Consider the following 16,061-nt stretch of genomic DNA (forward strand, 5'->3'; position numbering starts at 1 on the left):
TTAATGTCCGTAAGTTCTAGGTTTGGTGTAGTAATCAATCAGCGGCACGCACATGTTGGCAAGAAGTACCGCGAATGCGACGCCATCTGGAAAACCACCCCAAGTACGTATCACAAAGACCATCATGCCAATAAAAGCACCGAATATTAATCTTCCCTTGACCGTCGTAGACGCTGAAACTGGATCCGTGGCAATAAAAAATGCCCCAAGCATTGTTGCGCCGGATAATAAGTGCAGTAACGGTGAGGCGGATTCACCCGGAAAGACCAGAGCAAATAAGCCACTAATTATTACCAATGCACCGAGGAAGGCAACGGGGATGTGCCATTGAATAATGCGTAGCTTAAGCAGCACAAGCCCGCCAGCCAGATACGCCAGGTTCACCCACTCCCAACCGATCCCCCCTAAGCCAGAAAAGATCGGTTGCTGAAAAATTTCCGTCGCGGTGTACCCATTTTTGAAGCCAGTTTTTAATGCATCCAGTGGCGTTGCCATTGTAATGCCATCAATCCCAGTTCTAATTTGTTGTAGTGAGTAGCCGTCTACATCAAAGCCGGTAAAGATCAGCGAAAACGTATCTAGGAAGGTGATTGATTCTCCACTTAGCGAGAGGGGGGTAATCCAGCTGGTCATTTCGACGGGAAATGAAATAAGCAATACGACATAAGCGACCATCGCAGGATTAAATGGGTTTTGTCCCAATCCGCCATAAAGGTGCTTCGCGATTACAATAGCAAAAATTAAACCGATAACGACCACCCACCATGGTGACATTGGCGGGATTGCAATCGCTAATAACCACGCAGTGACGAAAGCACTGTAATCGGTAAGCGCTCGTTTTGGAGAGCGTTTACGAAGTAGCATTACCAATGCTTCAAGCGTTAAGCCAACGAAAAGGGCTAAACACAGTTGGATGATAGTACCCCAGCCAAAGAAGTAGCTTTGGGTCAGTAAGCCTGGTAACGCACAAAGTGCCACGCCTTTCATTAGGTCGGGGGTACGTTTGCGATTGTGCGCATGTGGAGAGCTAGCAATAAAGAACGCCACTAGTTGTTCTCCTTATCTTGTTGTTCATTTTTAATCTTACGTGCTTTTGCACGAGCAATTGCAGCGGCAACAGCGGCTTTTTTAGGGTCACTGCTAACGGCTTCTGCGTTGTCAGGATCTGGCAGCGTCTCGTTTGGCGCGATTGGTTCTATGGTCTTTTCAGCTTGCTGCGCTTTACGCGCTTTAGCGCGAGCAATGGCAGCGGCGACGGCGGCTTTTTTAGGGTCACTGCTAACGGCTTCTGCGTTGTCAGAATCTGGCAGCGTCTCGTTTGGCGTGACAGGCTCGACAGTCTTTTCCGTTTGCTGCGCTTTACGCGCTTTGGCGCGAGCAATGGCAGCGGCGACAGCGGCTTTTTTAGGGTCACTGCTAACGGCTTCTGCGTTGTCATGATCTGGCAGCGTCTCGTTAGGCGTGACAGGCTCGACGGTCTTTTCAGCTTGCTGCGCTTTACGCGCTTTAGCGCGAGCAATGGCAGCGGCGACAGCGGCTTTTTTAGGATCACTGCTAACGGCTTCTGCGTTGTCAGAATCTGGTAGCGTCTCGTTAGGCGTGACAGGCTCGACGGTCTTTTCAGCTTGCTGCGCTTTACGCGCTTTAGCGCGAGCAATGGCAGCGGCGACGGCGGCTTTTTTAGGATCACTGCTAACGGCTTCTACGTTGTCAGAATCTGGCAGCGTCTCGTTTGGCGTGACAGGCTCGACGGTCTTTTCAGATTGCTGCGCTTTACGCGCTTTAGCGCGAGCAATGGCAGCGGCGACGGCGGCTTTTTTCGGATCACTGTCAGTGACCTCAGACGGTGCTTTTTCAGCTGCGCTGTCACTTTGAGTTGTCTTGCGTGCTTTTGCACGAGCAATAGCGGCTGCCACTGCGGCCTTTTTGGGATCTGTGCTGGTGGTTTGTTCTGATAGTGACGGCTTTGTTTCAGTGTCAGATGCCTGTTGCGCCTTACGGGCTTTTGCTCGTGCAATAGCATCCGCAACAGCTGATTTTTTATCATCGGATTGTGGCGCATTATCGGCTTCAGATTGGTTTGCTTTTCGCTCACGCGCGAGGCGTTTACGCTCCTCTCTTAACTTCGCCATTTCACGGTTATCTGGCTCTGCGGTATCAGAAGCCTTTGCGGCTGCTTGCTTGGCTTTAGCGCGAGCAATTGCTGCCGCTACGGCAGGTTTTACTTCGTCGTTTTTAGGCTGAGCTTTTTGTGCTTTTACTCTTGCAATTGCTGCGGCAACCGCATCATCACCACTTGAGGTCGCCATTTGTTTACGACGATCATCGGCAGCTTTCTTAAAGCGATTTTCTCGTTCTGCTTTATCTCGCTCCAAGCGAGCTTTTCGTTCTTCAAACCGCACTCTTGCTCGCTCTGCGGCTTCGGCTTCTTTAGCTCGAGTTCGAATCTCGGCTTTTGCTTGGCGGTAGTATTGAACCAGTGGGATTTCACTTGGACAGACAAAGGCACACGCGCCGCATTCAATACAGTCTTTGAGGTTAAGCTCTTCACATTTATCGAACTCTTGTGATTTTGCATACCATTGTAACTGTTGCGGTAACAGTGAGGCTGGGCAGGCTTCCGCACATTGGCTGCAACGTATACACGCCATTTCATCTTGGCGTGGGTCAATCTCTCGAGAGGTTGGCGCTAAGATACAGTTCGATGTTTTGGTTACCGGTACACTTGCGTGCGGAAGAGTGAATCCCATCATGGGCCCCCCCATAATCAAACGCGGGGCTTTTTTGTCGGCTTTATAGCCAAATTCGTCGAGCAGCGCTTGTACCGGTGTGCCGATTCTAACCCAAACATTTTTGGGTTGTTTAAAGGCTTTTCCGGTCAGAGTCACTACGCGCTCCAACAGAGGCTCCCCATCGCAGATAGCGCGCTTAATCGCGTACGCTGAGCCAATATTCTGCACCAAAAGGCCAATATCTGCTGGTATACCACCAACCGGAACTTCGAGATTGGTCAGTATTTTAATTAATTGTTTTTCGCCACCGGATGGGTATTTTGTTGGGATCACGCGAATGACGATATCATCACTTTTAGCGGCAACTTCTAGCGCTTTAATCGCATCCGGTTTGTTGTCCTCAATGCCAATGATAGTCAGTTTCGGCTTTAAAATATGCTTGAGGATTCGGATGCCTTCAATCACATCCTCAGCATAGTCTTGCATGAGTCGGTCATCGGCGGTGATATAAGGTTCACACTCGGCGGCGTTTAAAATCAGTATGTCAGTTCTTTGTAAGCCGGATTGAATTTTCTTTGCTGTGGGAAAGCCTGCTCCCCCCATGCCAGAGATGCCCGCCTGGCGGAGTGTTTCAATAAGTTGCTCAGGCTGCGATGAGTGATAGTCGGCAGTCGGCGCACGCTCAATCCACTGATCTTGGCCATCGGGTTGAATGATGACGCATAAATCAGTCAATCCAGAAGGGTGGGCAATGGTTCTAGGTTCTATTGCAATCACTTCACCTGATGTCGGCGCGTGTACAGGCAGCATAAACGCCGCATTCACTTCACTCAGTGGTTGACCTTTCAAGACCTGACTGCCTACTTCAACGAGCAAGTCGCCGGGTTTACCGATGTGCTGCTTAATTGGAATAACCAATTCAGCGGGGATTGCCGCTCGAGAGATGGCCTGCTGGTTGGATTGCTTTTTATTTTCAGCTGGATGGACTCCACCAGGGAAGTCCCATAATGAGCCAGATTGAATTTGTTCAATTAGTGACAACATACCCTACCTACTGCTTATTTGGCTGAGTGTTTGGAGCGGTGACATTAACCACCGGAATAGCATTTAATTGCCATTTCCAAGAGTCGACGGTGGTTTGGACAGGAATCATTTCAATACAATCCGTTGGGCAAGGTGCAACACACAGGTCACATCCAGTACATTCATCCTTGATCACGGTATGCAGCGCCTTTGTGCCACCAACAATGGCATCAACCGGACAGGCTTGAATACATTTAGTGCAGCCAATGCACATGTCTTCATGGATAAATGCGACTTTTTTCAGTGATTTTTCATCGTCGTGAGCAGAGCTTTCAGCTTCAACACCCATTAAATCGGCGAGTTTTTCAATCGTCGCTTGACCACCCGGAGGGCACTTATTGATAGCATCGCCGTTGGCGATAGCTTCGGCATAAGGCTTACATCCTGGGTAGCCACATTGTCCACATTGCGTTTGCGGCAAAATGGCATCTATTTGTTCCACAATAGGGTCGGCTTCCACTTTGAATTTGATGGAGGCGAAGCCAAGGATTGCACCAAAAAAAGCGGCGAGAACGACAATTGCCGTTACTGCAATAATTATCGCTGTCATTACAGTTTCACCAAGCCAGTAAAGCCCATAAAGGCAAGAGACATAAGCCCAGCTGTGATCATAGCGATGGATGCGCCTTTAAACGGGGCGGGTACATCGGCCGCGGTGATGCGTTCACGCATGGAGGCAAACAGAATGAGTACTAATGAAAAACCGACGGCCGCACCAAAACCATAAATAATGGATTCCATGAAGTTATGGTTTTCATTAATGTTGAGCAATGCAACACCCAATACGGCACAGTTGGTCGTAATCAGCGGTAGGAAGATACCTAATAGGCGATACAAAGTAGGACTGGTTTTGTGGACGACCATTTCAGTAAATTGCACAACAACGGCAATGACGAGAATAAAACTCATGGTTCTCAGGTATTGGATACCGAGAGGAATGAGTATGTAAGTTTCGACAAGGTACGCACACACAGACGCCAAGGTAAGGACGAATGTCGTCGCCAACCCCATGCCGATTGCGGTTTCCAGTTTTTTTGATACACCCATGAATGGGCATAAGCCAAGAAATTTTACCAGTACAAAGTTATTGACGAGGACAGTGCCCACAAGCAATAGGAAATATTCGGTCATAATAGTAAGTGTAAAGAGCTCCGATCTGGTTATTATCGTGCTTTGTGTAGCTAATAACAACCAATGAAAGATAAGGTTTTATTGGATTGTCGTAAATTTATTGCTTTCTAGCCTATTTATTGGGTTGCTAGGCAGCATTGTGCGCTTCTTGCAGGCAAAATGAGTGATGCATAGATTTAGCGCTGTAGGTTAGTTTTACGCAAGTTTGCCCGCGTTAGATGTGAAGAAGGGGCCAAGTAGTCAAATTGATGACAGCCAGAACGAAAAAAGCCGCATCCAATGATGCGGCTTTTCGAATTTGGCTCCCCCTGCAAGACTTGAACTTGCGACATACGGATTAACAGTCCGCCGTTCTACCAACTGAACTAAGGGGGAATTGCTTTAGCGCGGCGAATATTAGCGATAGCGAGGTTTTGAGTCAATGGTTTTTTTAAAAAAACAAAAACAAAATATTCTCAGAAATATCTTTACTTTCGTGGATGCCTTATCCGGCAAGAGGTGTTTTTAGTTATCCACCAAAATTGTGGATAAGGGTGTTAATTGTCCGGTACAAAAGTCATCAACTGATAGAAATGAAAACAAGCCATGTGAATAACTTTCAAAGAGGGTGTTCTAAGTTAATGATTTTATTGTTTGTTATTAGGTATTGAAAATAATTGAGAGAGTTGAATTATTCTCATAGTTGAGAGTGTTACGAGAATTTGGGGACAAACCGTGGATGAAATTTATTATCAATACACGGGAGCTTGGCACGAAAGGGCGATTAATATACCTAAATTTTCTGATAAAAGCGAGCAAAGAGTTGCAAAAGTAGCAGAGTAACAGCGACAATATGAGCGAGATAAACAAAGGACTCGGTATCATGGCAAAACTCTTCGAACTTGTTTCAGACTATCAGCCCTCAGGCGATCAGCCTGCTGCCATTGAGCAGCTATTGGAAGGGCTTGATTCTGGTCTCGCGCATCAAACCTTGTTAGGGGTTACGGGGTCGGGTAAGACGTTTACTTTGGCGAACGTTGTTGCAACGGCTCAGCGACCGGCCATCATTCTTGCTCCAAATAAAACACTGGCAGCGCAATTATATGGGGAGATGAAAGCATTTTTCCCGAATAACGCTGTAGAGTACTTTGTTTCTTACTACGATTATTACCAACCTGAAGCGTACGTACCGACAACGGACACGTTTATCGAGAAGGACTCTTCCGTTAACGCGCATATTGAACAGATGCGTTTGTCCGCAACGAAAGCCTTACTCGAACGTAAAGATGCCATTATTGTCGCGTCAGTCTCTGCAATTTATGGTCTGGGTGATCCGCAGTCGTATTTAAAAATGATGCTACATGTGACCAGAGGTGATGTGTTGGATCAGCGAGACATTATCCGTCGTCTTGCTGAACTGCAGTACTCTCGCAACGATGTGGCATTTGAACGTGGTCAGTTCCGTGTTCGTGGTGAAGTCATTGATGTATTCCCTGCTGAATCTGATCAAGAAGCCGTTCGAATTGAAATGTTCGATGATGAGATAGACTGCATTAGTCTCTTTGACCCACTAACGGGCGTCGTCGTTCAGCGTGACCTTGCTCGCTATACTATTTATCCCAAAACTCACTACGTAACGCCAAGAGAGCGGATTTTAGAAGCGATCGAAGATATCAAAGTAGAGCTGAAGTCCCGTCAGGCTTACTTAATGGACAATAATAAATTACTTGAAGAGCAGCGGATTTCCCAGCGCACTCAGTTCGATCTTGAGATGATGAATGAGTTAGGTTTTTGCTCGGGTATTGAAAACTATTCACGCTATTTGAGTGGTCGTAGTGAAGGTGAGCCGCCCCCAACGCTATTTGATTATTTACCAGCGGATGGCTTACTGATCATCGACGAATCGCACGTGACGGTTCCGCAAATCGGGGCGATGTATAAAGGCGACCGTTCTCGCAAAGAAACGCTCGTGGAATACGGCTTTCGTTTACCGTCGGCGTTGGATAACCGCCCGATGAAATTTGATGAATTTGAAATGCTCGCGCCACAAACGATCTATGTTTCTGCCACGCCCGGCAATTATGAAATGGAAAAATCAGTGGGAGCCGTGGCGGATCAAGTGGTTCGTCCTACTGGCTTGTTAGATCCAGAATTAGAAGTGAGACCTGTGGCGACACAAGTGGATGATCTTCTATCGGAAGTCAAAATACGAGCGGCGAAAGATGAGCGAGTGTTGGTGACGACGTTAACGAAACGTATGGCGGAAGATTTAACCGAATATTTGAGTGAGCATGGCGTGCGTGTTCGTTATTTACATTCCGATATTGATACCGTGGAGCGTGTTGAGATTATCCGCGATCTTCGTTTGGGTGTGTTTGATGTTCTGGTTGGCATCAACTTGTTGCGAGAAGGTCTTGATATGCCAGAAGTCTCGTTGGTTGCGATTTTAGATGCCGATAAAGAAGGCTTCCTTCGTTCTGAACGTTCGTTAATTCAGACTATTGGTCGTGCTGCAAGGCACTTGGAAGGGCGTGCTATTTTGTACGCCGATAAGATCACTAAGTCGATGGAAAAAGCGATGGGCGAAACCAGTCGACGTCGTGAAAAGCAGCATGCCTACAATGAACTTAATGGACTGGTTCCAATGGCATTGAAAAGAAATGTTAAGGATATTATGGAGCTGGGCAGCGCGACGAAAGCCCGTAATAAACAGCCGTCTAAGCAAGTGCCACTATCAAAGGTAGCAGAGCCATCCCAGACTTATGTCGCGATGTCTTCTCAAGATATAGAGAAGAAAATCCTGACACTAGAAGCAGAGATGTATCGTCATGCTCAGAACCTTGAATTTGAGCAGGCAGCCCAAAAACGCGATGAAATAGAAAAACTTAGAGCACATTTCATTGCCAACAGTTAACAAAGCTCATCATCTTTGTTAATTCGCTCAAAGATTGGGCATTGAAGTATTTAGCTCTGATTGGAATGAGCATAGATTGGAATGAACATAGATTGGAATTAGCATTAGACGTGTGCTGAATGTGCCCTCGTCTTTCACAATATTAGTTAGGAATTATGCAGCAGATTATTAGTGAGCCAAAATCTCGTTATCTCTTAATGGTAGAAGATACCGCTTCCGTTGCCGCGCTCTATCGCTCATACCTAACTCCGCTAGGTATTGATATCAATATTGTCGGCAATGGACGAGACGCGATTCACAGCCTAGCTCACCGCACCCCTGATTTAATACTGCTAGACTTGCGTTTGCCAGATATGACAGGAATGGATGTACTCGATGCCGTTCGCGAAGTGAACCCTAATGTACCGGTTATTTTCATGACGGCTCATGGTTCTATCGATATTGCCGTAGACGCGATGCAGCATGGCGCGCAAGACTTCTTAATTAAACCTTGTGAAGCAGACCGCTTGCGTGTCACGGTGAATAACGCGATTCGTAAAGCGTCAAAAATGCGCGATGAGCTTAATGAGACGGGTAGCCCCAGTTATCAAGGTTTCATTGGTAGTAGCCAGACAATGCAGGCGGTGTATCGCACCATCGATTCGGCCGCGACCAGTAAAGCCAGTATTTTCATCACCGGTGAAAGTGGTACCGGCAAAGAAGTGTGCGCGGAAGCGATTCACGCTGCGAGTCGACGCGGCGATAAACCATTCATTGCGATTAACTGTGCTGCCATCCCTAAAGACCTGATTGAAAGTGAGTTATTTGGTCACGTGAAAGGTGCGTTTACGGGAGCGGCTACCGATCGACAAGGTGCGGCAGAACTGGCCGACGGTGGCACGTTATTTCTTGATGAACTGTGTGAAATGGATTTAGAACTGCAGACGAAATTGCTGCGTTTTATTCAAACCGGTACCTTTCAAAAAGTAGGGTCGTCACGAATGAAAAAAGTCGACGTCCGTTTTGTGTCTGCGACGAACCGAGATCCTTGGAAGGAAGTAGAAGAAGGGCGTTTTCGTGAAGATCTGTATTACCGCTTATATGTGATACCGCTGCACTTGCCACCGCTTCGGGAGCGAGGCGAAGATGTGATTGAAATTGCCTATTCACTACTCGGGTTCATGTCACACGAGGAAGGAAAGAGTTTTGTCCGTTTTTCTCAGGATGTCATTGATCGGTTTATTCAATATGAGTGGCCGGGCAACGTGAGACAGTTACAAAATGTTCTACGTAACGTGGTGGTACTTAATCAAGGCAAAGAGATTTTATTAGGTATGCTTCCGCCGCCGCTCAATATTCCCGTTGAAGCGAAGGTTGTGACCATTGAGCCAGCGGCTAACACGGCTTTTCGACCGCAAGACATTGTCCCACTTCATCAAAGTGAACGAGCGATCATTGAACAAGCGATCGAAGCTTGTGACGGTAATATCCCTATTGCCGCGAGGTATTTAAGTGTTAGCCCGTCTACCATTTATAGAAAAATCCAAGCATGGACTGCCAGTGAGAAAAATGCATGAATTATATGAATCACGATACAGTAACAAAATTAGGCTCTGAGATTGGAATGGACAATTTACCTATTTTACTGGGTATTTTTACCGGGGAGCTCGTGACCTATCAAGACCAGTTAACCGCGGGGACACTGAGTGAAAAAGTCGAGTGCATGAAAGAAATCTCCCATGCATTAAAAAGCAGTGCGGCCAGTTTTGGTGCTGAGGCGTTATGTGATTTTGCGCTTGCGGTTGACAGTGATGCAAAGGGAGAAGGACTGCAGAACGACCAAAATCGTGTTGATGCGATGCTTAGTCACTTGCACGCAACGCATGAGCAATACGTCGAATTTTTAAACGGTTTGGATTGAATCGAGAATACCTTAGGCTGAATTGAGAATACTTTAGGCTGAACTGAGAATAAACCTAGGGGGTCGGTACCTAGGTTTGTTGCCATTAATTACAAGCTAACCATCATGATTTTACTTTGATGAAAGTAGTGAGGTGATGACGTGTTTAAGTTTTTCACGGTCATGGCGCCAATCTCGATTCGGCGAAGCAAGCGGCCGTGTGATGCATGGCCAGTCATCCATTAGCTCCGGATGTGCTTCTTCACCAAGAATAATATCTAGTTTGCGCCCTTGTAATGCGCGTTCGCACCATTCTAGTTTTTGCTTCAGCGTCATTCTTCCTGCCGGTCCGTATTCAGGTGACAGGTTCTCAACAAAAACAATTTTGGCGTGCTTGTTTTGATTCATTGCCTTGCTAATGTCTGCCAGCAGTAGCGGAGGCATAATGCTGGTTAGAAAGCTGCCTGGGCCAAGAATAATGCAATCTGCTGCCAATATAGCTTCTACCGCTTCTCTTGTTGCGGGCACGATAGGGTCTAAATCTAAGCGTTGTAAATCTTGCTCCATTTCGTCGACGGAGGTTTCACCAGTGACCCAGCTGCCTTCGACCGAGAGCGCAGTAAGATCAGAAGGGTGTTCAGACATTGGAATAATATTCACGTCTACATTAAGCATACTGCGGATCAAATCGATGGCCTCTAAAGGGCGAACCGACAAGTTATCAAGTGCCGTGAGCATGAGGTTGCCAAGGTTGTGACCGTTTAGTTCTCCAGCGCCACGAAAGCGGTATTCAAACATCATGGAGCTAATCGAAGGCTCGGTGATCAATTGATTGATACAATTGCGAGTATCGCCCCAAGCGATTCCACCTTGGCAATCACGAATACGGCCCGTAGAGCCACCATTATCTGTCGTCGCAACAATCCCAGTTGCGTTTGACCCAAAATCAGCTAGAGCGGCCAACATACGCCCGAGCCCATGACCGCCGCCAACTGCTACGACTTTGTTTGATGAATATATGCTCATCTTATTCTTCTTTTATGATTTATTTTATCTATACAAGATAAGGGAATTTGTTCAACTGATATACTCAGCTACAATAAAAATGATGAATATGTAAGGTTTTTTTACATTAGAGCTAGAAAACCATACTGGAATTGAGTATTTTACTCGTAAAGCTGTCCTCGTGAAAATAGCGAAGATTGCCATAACTCCGAGCTCTACACGCTAAGTCTTCGCTGGTATAAGCCAAGATACGCCTTTAGAGCCAGTGACAAGTTGTCACCAGGGCAGGATTGGAAATGATTTTGCCTCCCGTATTTGGAAAGGTGTTCCGTGGCGCAACAATTTGAAGATAAATTCCATCGCAAGTTTTATTACTTGCGCTTGTCTGTTACCGATGTGTGTAACTTTAAATGCACTTATTGCCTGCCAGATGGCTATAAGCCGCCCGGTCAAAAACGACCGGCTTTTCTGACGCTTCCAGAAATCAAACGCGTAGTGACTGCGTTTGCTGACTGTGGCACGTCTAAAGTTAGGATCACTGGTGGTGAGCCTAGTTTAAGAAAAGACTTCCCTGAGATTATCGAGACCGTTGCTAATACCCCAGGTATTGTAAAGGTTGCGACGACGACGAATGGCTATCGAATGGCTAAACAGGTCGATCAGTGGCAAAGCGCCGGTTTAACGCATATCAATGTCAGTGTTGATAGTCTCGATCCTCGGATGTTTTATCAAATCACCGGTGAAAACAAGTTTACCGACGTGATGCATGGGATCGACCGCGCGCTTGAAATTGGTTACAACCAAGTCAAAGTCAACGTCGTATTGATGAAAGACCTTAATGCTAAAGAGCTTCCCGCCTTCCTTCGTTGGATCAAAGATCGTCCTATTCAATTACGATTCATTGAGCTGATGCAAACGGGTGAGATGGATGACTTGTTCCAAAAGCATCATGTATCTGGCGTCGACATCCGAAATCAACTTATCGCTAATGGCTGGATTTTAAAAGCCAGAAGTGAAAACGACGGTCCCGCACAAGTCTTTGTACATGCGGATTATCGTGGTGAGATTGGTTTGATCATGCCGTATGAAAAGAACTTTTGTGAAAGCTGCAATCGTCTTAGAGTCTCCGCCATGGGCAAGCTGCACTTGTGTTTGTTTGGCGAGCATGGTGTAGAGCTGCGAGATTTGTTGCAACAAGACACTCAAGAACAAGCATTGATCGAGCGTATTCAAGCGCAACTCCAAACTAAATCAGTGAGTCATTTCTTACAGGATGGAAATTCTGGAATGACACCTCACTTAGCTTCAATTGGCGGCTAGCGCTTAGCCGCTCCATAAATTACAAATAAATTTTGATAGGGTGAACAAATCATGGGTCACGCAGAAAGCAAATTTGTGCCTGCTAACATTGCAGTGTTAACCGTTTCTGATACACGTACAGAAGATAACGACACATCGGGACGCTATTTAGTTGAGAACTTGCAAGATGCAGGTCATACCCTTGCTGACAAGAAAATTGTTATTGATGATATTTACCAAATTCGAGCCATTGTTTCTCAGTGGATTGCCGATGAATCAGTACAGGCCGTGATGATTACAGGTGGTACGGGCTTTACGTCTCGCGATAGTACACCAGAAGCATTGGTACCGTTATTTGATAAGCAAGTGGAAGGCTTTGGTGAGCTATTCCGTCAAGTATCTTATGAAGAAATTGGCACCTCTACCATTCAATCTCGCGCCATTGCCGGTTTTGCTAACCACACGGTGATCTTTGCGATGCCAGGTTCAACGGGCGCTTGTCGCACGGGCTGGACGAAGATTATTAAGCAGCAGATGGACGCGAGTCATCGCCCTTGTAACTTTATGCCACACCTGAGTATCTAAGGGAGCAGGAATGTCAGAATTTACTCATATTAATGCCTCAGGCGAAGCCAATATGGTAGACGTCTCTGCCAAAGCAGAAACCGTGCGCGAAGCGCGTGCAGAAGCGTTTGTTCACATGGCACCAGACACACTAAAGATGATTACTTCGGGAAATCATCACAAAGGTGACGTGTTTGCGACCGCTCGTATTGCTGGTATTCAAGCGGCGAAGAAAACCTGGGATCTTATTCCTCTATGTCACCCTTTGCTTCTTTCTAAAGTAGAAGTACAGCTAGAAGCGATCGAAACGGAAAATAAAGTACGTATCGAGTCTGTGTGTAAGCTAGCGGGTAAAACAGGTGTAGAAATGGAAGCGCTGACGGCGGCGTCTGTAGCCGCTTTGACCATTTACGATATGTGTAAAGCAGTACAAAAAGACATGGTTATTGAAAACGTTCGTTTACTTGAAAAAACGGGCGGAAAATCAGGACACTTCAAGGTGGAATCATGATTAAAGTACTTTTTTTTGCACAGACTCGCGAGCTGATCGGTAAAGACAGTGTGGAGCTTGAAGGCGAGTTTATTACCATTGAAGATATTCGTGCTCACCTTGCTGCCCAGCAGGGTAAGTGGGAGTTAGCTCTTGAAAGTGGTAAGTTGCTTGCTGCACTTAATCAAAATATTGTCGCCCTAGATGAAAAAGTTCAAGACGGCGATGAAATTGCTTTCTTTCCTCCAGTAACGGGAGGCTAAGATGACTTTAAGAGTATCCGTTCAACACGAAGACTTTTCAGTCGGCGCTGAATACGATGCGTTAGCTGAAGGTACCGCGTCGGGTGCAATTGTCACATTTACTGGCAAAGTTCGCGATATGAATTTGGGCGATAATGTCACAGGTTTATCGCTAGAGCATTATCCGGGAATGACAGAGCGTTCGTTAGAAAAGATCTGTGATGACGCAGAAGCGCGTTGGATGCTGAATGGTATTCGTGTGATTCATCGTGTCGGTGATCTGGATGCAGGCGACCAAATTGTATTTGTTGGTGTGTCTAGTGCTCATCGTGGTTCGGCGTTTGAAGCGTGCGAATTCATAATGGATTACCTTAAAACCAAAGCGCCGTTTTGGAAGAAAGAACGAACCACTGAATCCACTCGTTGGGTTGAGTCTCGAGATTCCGACACCGAAGCTGCTGCGCGTTGGCAGGAAAAATAATCTCAATGAAAAGAGCATGTCGATGACATGCTCTTTTTTTATTACTCGATAGTGGCTAAATATTTGTCCACCACTTTCAACACACCAGCTTTGTCGTTGCTTGGTGCTATAAAGCGGCTCAGTTTCTTTATCTCTGGATGAGCGTTGTCCATAGCGTAAGAGTGGTAGCTCTCTTTTAACATTTCGACGTCATTGAAATAGTCACCGAAGCTCATCGTTTCCTCAAACTTAAATCCTAAATGCTGTTGTAAGAAGCGAATAGCAGCGCCTTTTGAGGCTTCTTTATTCATCACATCCAACCAAATTTTGGCACTCACGACCACTTGATACTCATCGCCAAAACGATCATTGATGGTGGGAAAGACATATTGCTCAGCGCCTTCAAAGTTACAGATAGCCACTTTGATAAAATCGTCTTCGACAGAGAGCAGGTCATCTACATATTCGCATCGATGGTAGTACTTACGGATCTCTTCAAGGGCTCTAGGGTCTTGCGTTTCAATATAGGCGGAATGCTTTCCGCACAGAACCATATAGGTGTTATCTAAAGCTCGGGTGGTTTTGATGATTGCTTTCGTCGCCGCGGTATCTAAGATGCAGCTGTAAAGCTCTTCATTATTGTGCATGACCAGCGTACCGTTCTCGGCAATAAAAATCAGTTCATCTTGAATACGAGAAAATATGTCTTTCAGGCTGTAGTACTGACGACCAGACGCGGGTGCAAAGTAAATCCCTTGCTCTTTAATACGTTCGTAGAGAGGGAAGAAATCCGGAGTCAGTTGGCCATTAGGGTCTAACAGGGTGCCATCCATGTCGGTTGCTATAAACTTGATTGTGCTGTGCATAGGATATCGCTTGTTCAAATGGTAAAAGACGTTTTCAGTATACGTAAATCCAGCCGGCGGGGAAGTAAATAACTAGAAACAAAGTGAAGAATCACTATATTGGTGCAACCGCTTGATGATAGGTCACGACATGTCGGGTTAACGCAGAGTGATTGTTGTTAATTTATTGATATATATTGAGTTTTAATTTTGGCAATATTCTTGCAATCACTTTGATACCTCTAAATAGAGACCTGACACTGAGTGTCTCACTAATAATAAGTTGGCGATGGTGCGTTCTCATTCATTCGAGGCGCACCTTTTTTCTATTGAGTGATGGGATATGTTGTGGCAGTGGACTGTTCTTAGATTACAATGGCTTCAGTCAGTACATATAAAAAGGATTAAGTTTGTCGATTATTAAAGAGTGTATTCGCACAGTTGGACGTGGGTCTCGTGGACGTGGTCCGTTAACTCAAGAACAAGCTAAGCAAGTGATGGAAGAATTTGTTGCTGGACAAATTGGCGATGATCAAATGGCAATGTTGATGATGCTCATCCGCGTGCGCGATGAAACCCCAGAGGAAATAGCGGGCTTCGTAGAAGGTATGAAGCCTCATTACTCAGAAATCAATGCTGATTTTGACTGGCCCTTGTATGCTGGCAAAAGAGTGGGGCAATCATCGGGGAAACCTTGGCATCTGATCGCGGCGAGCATTTTGGCTGAACATGGTGTGCGTGTGGTTTTGCATGGTGATTTAGATAAAGAAAGTGACCGATTACATGCAAAAGACTGTTTGAGCGAACTGAATATCTCTAAGGCACAAGATTTAGCGCAAGCGCAACAGCTTCTTGACCGCGATAATATTGCCTATTTACCGTTAAATCACTTCTGTCCAATTGCTAAAAAAATGTTGGATTGGAAGCATCGCTATGGTCTAAGAACACCAATCAATACCGTTATACGAGCACTTAATCCAGCGAATGCACCTTTTGGCATGCGAGGAAGTTTTCACCCAGGCTTCCAAGAACTTCATGCTAAAGTCGAGCACCTTCTCGCGCGACACGCGCCAGATAATAATGATTATCAACGAATGCTATCGTTTAAAGGTCAAGGTGGCGAAACGGAGTACAATCCGAAAGTGAGCCAAACCGTGTGGTGGGTTGAAGCCGATACGATTCATTCTGAATACGTTGAAGAGAGTATGGCTGAGTTAGCGCTTCCGCAACGTTGTCCACTGCAGACACCGCAAGAAGAAATGCAGTTGATGGCAAACACAGTTGTCTCCACATTGACCGCAGCGCTGTTTTCAATTTCAGGAAACTGGCAACAAGCGTCTGAGAAAGCGAAGCAGTACTGGAATGAGTATTGTCAGACGCCAAGCACTAGTTGTTAAGTAACAACCAGGCGCAGTCATTGACTGCGCCTGTTTTATTA

At 46.0% G+C, this 16,061-nt stretch carries 15 protein-coding genes, 1 tRNA gene and 1 riboswitch; of the genes, 9 read left to right on the forward strand and 7 right to left on the reverse strand.

Annotated features, from left to right (window positions below; genetic code table 11):
• The 5 genes from rsxD to M9196_RS07790 form a co-directional block, all read right to left on the reverse strand.
• The gene (rsxD, locus tag M9196_RS07770) at positions 1–1,047 is read right to left on the reverse strand and encodes an electron transport complex subunit RsxD (protein ID WP_250616964.1); all 1,047 of its coding nucleotides are present in this window, start codon (positions 1,045–1,047) and stop codon (positions 1–3) included.
• Complete coding sequence (gene rsxC, locus M9196_RS07775; protein ID WP_250616965.1) at positions 1,047–3,776, reverse strand: electron transport complex subunit RsxC; 2,730 nt, start codon at positions 3,774–3,776, stop codon at positions 1,047–1,049. The genes rsxD and rsxC overlap by 1 nt, the downstream gene beginning before the upstream one ends.
• Positions 3,777–3,783: 7 nt before the next feature.
• Positions 3,784–4,365 carry an electron transport complex subunit RsxB gene (gene rsxB, locus M9196_RS07780; protein ID WP_250616966.1) on the reverse strand — a complete coding sequence of 194 codons (582 nt, stop codon included), beginning with the start codon at positions 4,363–4,365 and terminating at the stop codon, positions 3,784–3,786.
• On the reverse strand, positions 4,365–4,946 hold the full coding sequence (gene rsxA / locus M9196_RS07785) for an electron transport complex subunit RsxA (RefSeq protein WP_250616967.1): 582 nt from the start codon (positions 4,944–4,946) through the stop codon (positions 4,365–4,367). The genes rsxB and rsxA overlap by 1 nt, the downstream gene beginning before the upstream one ends.
• 299 nt (positions 4,947–5,245) lie before the next feature.
• A tRNA-Asn gene (locus M9196_RS07790) sits at positions 5,246–5,321 on the reverse strand.
• A 487-nt stretch (positions 5,322–5,808) separates the two neighbouring features.
• On the opposite strand from M9196_RS07790, the gene uvrB reads away from it, so the two are divergent.
• The 3 genes from uvrB (at position 5,809) to M9196_RS07805 (ending at position 9,739) form a co-directional block, all read left to right on the forward strand.
• Positions 5,809–7,839 carry an excinuclease ABC subunit UvrB gene (gene uvrB, locus M9196_RS07795; protein WP_250616968.1) on the forward strand — a complete coding sequence of 677 codons (2,031 nt, stop codon included), beginning with the start codon at positions 5,809–5,811 and terminating at the stop codon, positions 7,837–7,839.
• A gap of 155 nt (positions 7,840–7,994) precedes the next feature.
• On the forward strand, positions 7,995–9,395 hold the full coding sequence (gene luxO / locus M9196_RS07800) for a quorum-sensing sigma-54 dependent transcriptional regulator LuxO (RefSeq protein WP_250616969.1): 1,401 nt from the start codon (positions 7,995–7,997) through the stop codon (positions 9,393–9,395).
• Entirely contained in the window at positions 9,392–9,739 is a 348-nt protein-coding gene (locus M9196_RS07805) for an Hpt domain-containing protein (RefSeq protein ID WP_250616970.1), read from the forward strand. Before luxO ends, M9196_RS07805 begins: the two co-directional genes overlap by 4 nt.
• Before the next feature lie 111 nt (positions 9,740–9,850).
• On the opposite strand, the gene yvcK is transcribed toward M9196_RS07805, so the two are convergent.
• On the reverse strand, positions 9,851–10,744 hold the full coding sequence (gene yvcK, locus M9196_RS07810; protein ID WP_250616971.1) for a uridine diphosphate-N-acetylglucosamine-binding protein YvcK: 894 nt from the start codon (positions 10,742–10,744) through the stop codon (positions 9,851–9,853).
• Between the two features lie 173 nt (positions 10,745–10,917).
• Positions 10,918–11,065: riboswitch (molybdenum cofactor riboswitch) on the forward strand.
• On the opposite strand from yvcK, the gene moaA reads away from it, so the two are divergent.
• From moaA to moaE, 5 genes are all read left to right on the forward strand, one after another.
• Entirely contained in the window at positions 11,054–12,043 is a 990-nt protein-coding gene (gene moaA, locus M9196_RS07815) for a GTP 3',8-cyclase MoaA (RefSeq protein WP_250616972.1), read from the forward strand. Its footprint overlaps the riboswitch before it by 12 nt.
• A 51-nt stretch (positions 12,044–12,094) precedes the next feature.
• Positions 12,095–12,607: a molybdenum cofactor biosynthesis protein B gene (gene moaB, locus M9196_RS07820; protein ID WP_250616973.1), complete on the forward strand. Its 513-nt coding sequence runs from the start codon at positions 12,095–12,097 to the stop codon at positions 12,605–12,607.
• Positions 12,608–12,617: 10 nt separating this feature from the next.
• Positions 12,618–13,097 carry a cyclic pyranopterin monophosphate synthase MoaC gene (gene moaC, locus M9196_RS07825; RefSeq protein ID WP_250616974.1) on the forward strand — a complete coding sequence of 160 codons (480 nt, stop codon included), beginning with the start codon at positions 12,618–12,620 and terminating at the stop codon, positions 13,095–13,097.
• Positions 13,094–13,339 carry a molybdopterin synthase sulfur carrier subunit gene (gene moaD / locus M9196_RS07830; RefSeq protein WP_250616975.1) on the forward strand — a complete coding sequence of 82 codons (246 nt, stop codon included), beginning with the start codon at positions 13,094–13,096 and terminating at the stop codon, positions 13,337–13,339. Before moaC ends, moaD begins: the two co-directional genes overlap by 4 nt.
• 1 nt (position 13,340) lies before the next feature.
• Positions 13,341–13,799: a molybdopterin synthase catalytic subunit MoaE gene (moaE, locus tag M9196_RS07835; RefSeq protein WP_250616976.1), complete on the forward strand. Its 459-nt coding sequence runs from the start codon at positions 13,341–13,343 to the stop codon at positions 13,797–13,799.
• 41 nt (positions 13,800–13,840) lie between these two features.
• Here the strand turns inward: moaE and M9196_RS07840 are convergent, their stop codons facing one another.
• The gene (locus M9196_RS07840) at positions 13,841–14,644 is read right to left on the reverse strand and encodes an HAD family hydrolase (RefSeq protein ID WP_250616977.1); all 804 of its coding nucleotides are present in this window, start codon (positions 14,642–14,644) and stop codon (positions 13,841–13,843) included.
• 389 nt (positions 14,645–15,033) lie between these two features.
• Here M9196_RS07840 and M9196_RS07845 point away from each other — a divergent pair, with 389 nt between their 5' ends.
• Complete coding sequence (locus M9196_RS07845; RefSeq protein WP_250616978.1) at positions 15,034–16,020, forward strand: glycosyl transferase family protein; 987 nt, start codon at positions 15,034–15,036, stop codon at positions 16,018–16,020.
• The last annotated feature ends 41 nt before the right edge of the window (positions 16,021–16,061 follow it).

It is taken from the genome of Vibrio methylphosphonaticus, from assembly GCF_023634655.1.
Taxonomy (GTDB): domain Bacteria; phylum Pseudomonadota; class Gammaproteobacteria; order Enterobacterales; family Vibrionaceae; genus Vibrio; species Vibrio methylphosphonaticus.

Excerpts from the sequence above, each read along its gene's own strand:
- rsxA (WP_250616967.1), bottom strand. The coding sequence starts at position 4,946 with ATGACCGAATATTTCCTATTGCTTGTGGGCACTGTCCTCGTCAATAAC.
- moaB (WP_250616973.1), top strand. The coding sequence starts at position 12,095 with ATGGGTCACGCAGAAAGCAAATTTGTGCCTGCTAACATTGCAGTGTTA.
- moaC (WP_250616974.1), top strand. The coding sequence starts at position 12,618 with ATGTCAGAATTTACTCATATTAATGCCTCAGGCGAAGCCAATATGGTA.
- yvcK (WP_250616971.1), bottom strand. The coding sequence starts at position 10,744 with ATGAGCATATATTCATCAAACAAAGTCGTAGCAGTTGGCGGCGGTCAT.
- M9196_RS07805 (WP_250616970.1), top strand. The coding sequence starts at position 9,392 with ATGAATTATATGAATCACGATACAGTAACAAAATTAGGCTCTGAGATT.
- uvrB (WP_250616968.1), top strand. The coding sequence starts at position 5,809 with ATGGCAAAACTCTTCGAACTTGTTTCAGACTATCAGCCCTCAGGCGAT.
- rsxB (WP_250616966.1), bottom strand. The coding sequence starts at position 4,365 with ATGACAGCGATAATTATTGCAGTAACGGCAATTGTCGTTCTCGCCGCT.
- luxO (WP_250616969.1), top strand. The coding sequence starts at position 7,995 with ATGCAGCAGATTATTAGTGAGCCAAAATCTCGTTATCTCTTAATGGTA.
- rsxC (WP_250616965.1), bottom strand. The coding sequence starts at position 3,776 with ATGTTGTCACTAATTGAACAAATTCAATCTGGCTCATTATGGGACTTC.
- moaD (WP_250616975.1), top strand. The coding sequence starts at position 13,094 with ATGATTAAAGTACTTTTTTTTGCACAGACTCGCGAGCTGATCGGTAAA.
- M9196_RS07840 (WP_250616977.1), bottom strand. The coding sequence starts at position 14,644 with ATGCACAGCACAATCAAGTTTATAGCAACCGACATGGATGGCACCCTG.
- moaE (WP_250616976.1), top strand. The coding sequence starts at position 13,341 with ATGACTTTAAGAGTATCCGTTCAACACGAAGACTTTTCAGTCGGCGCT.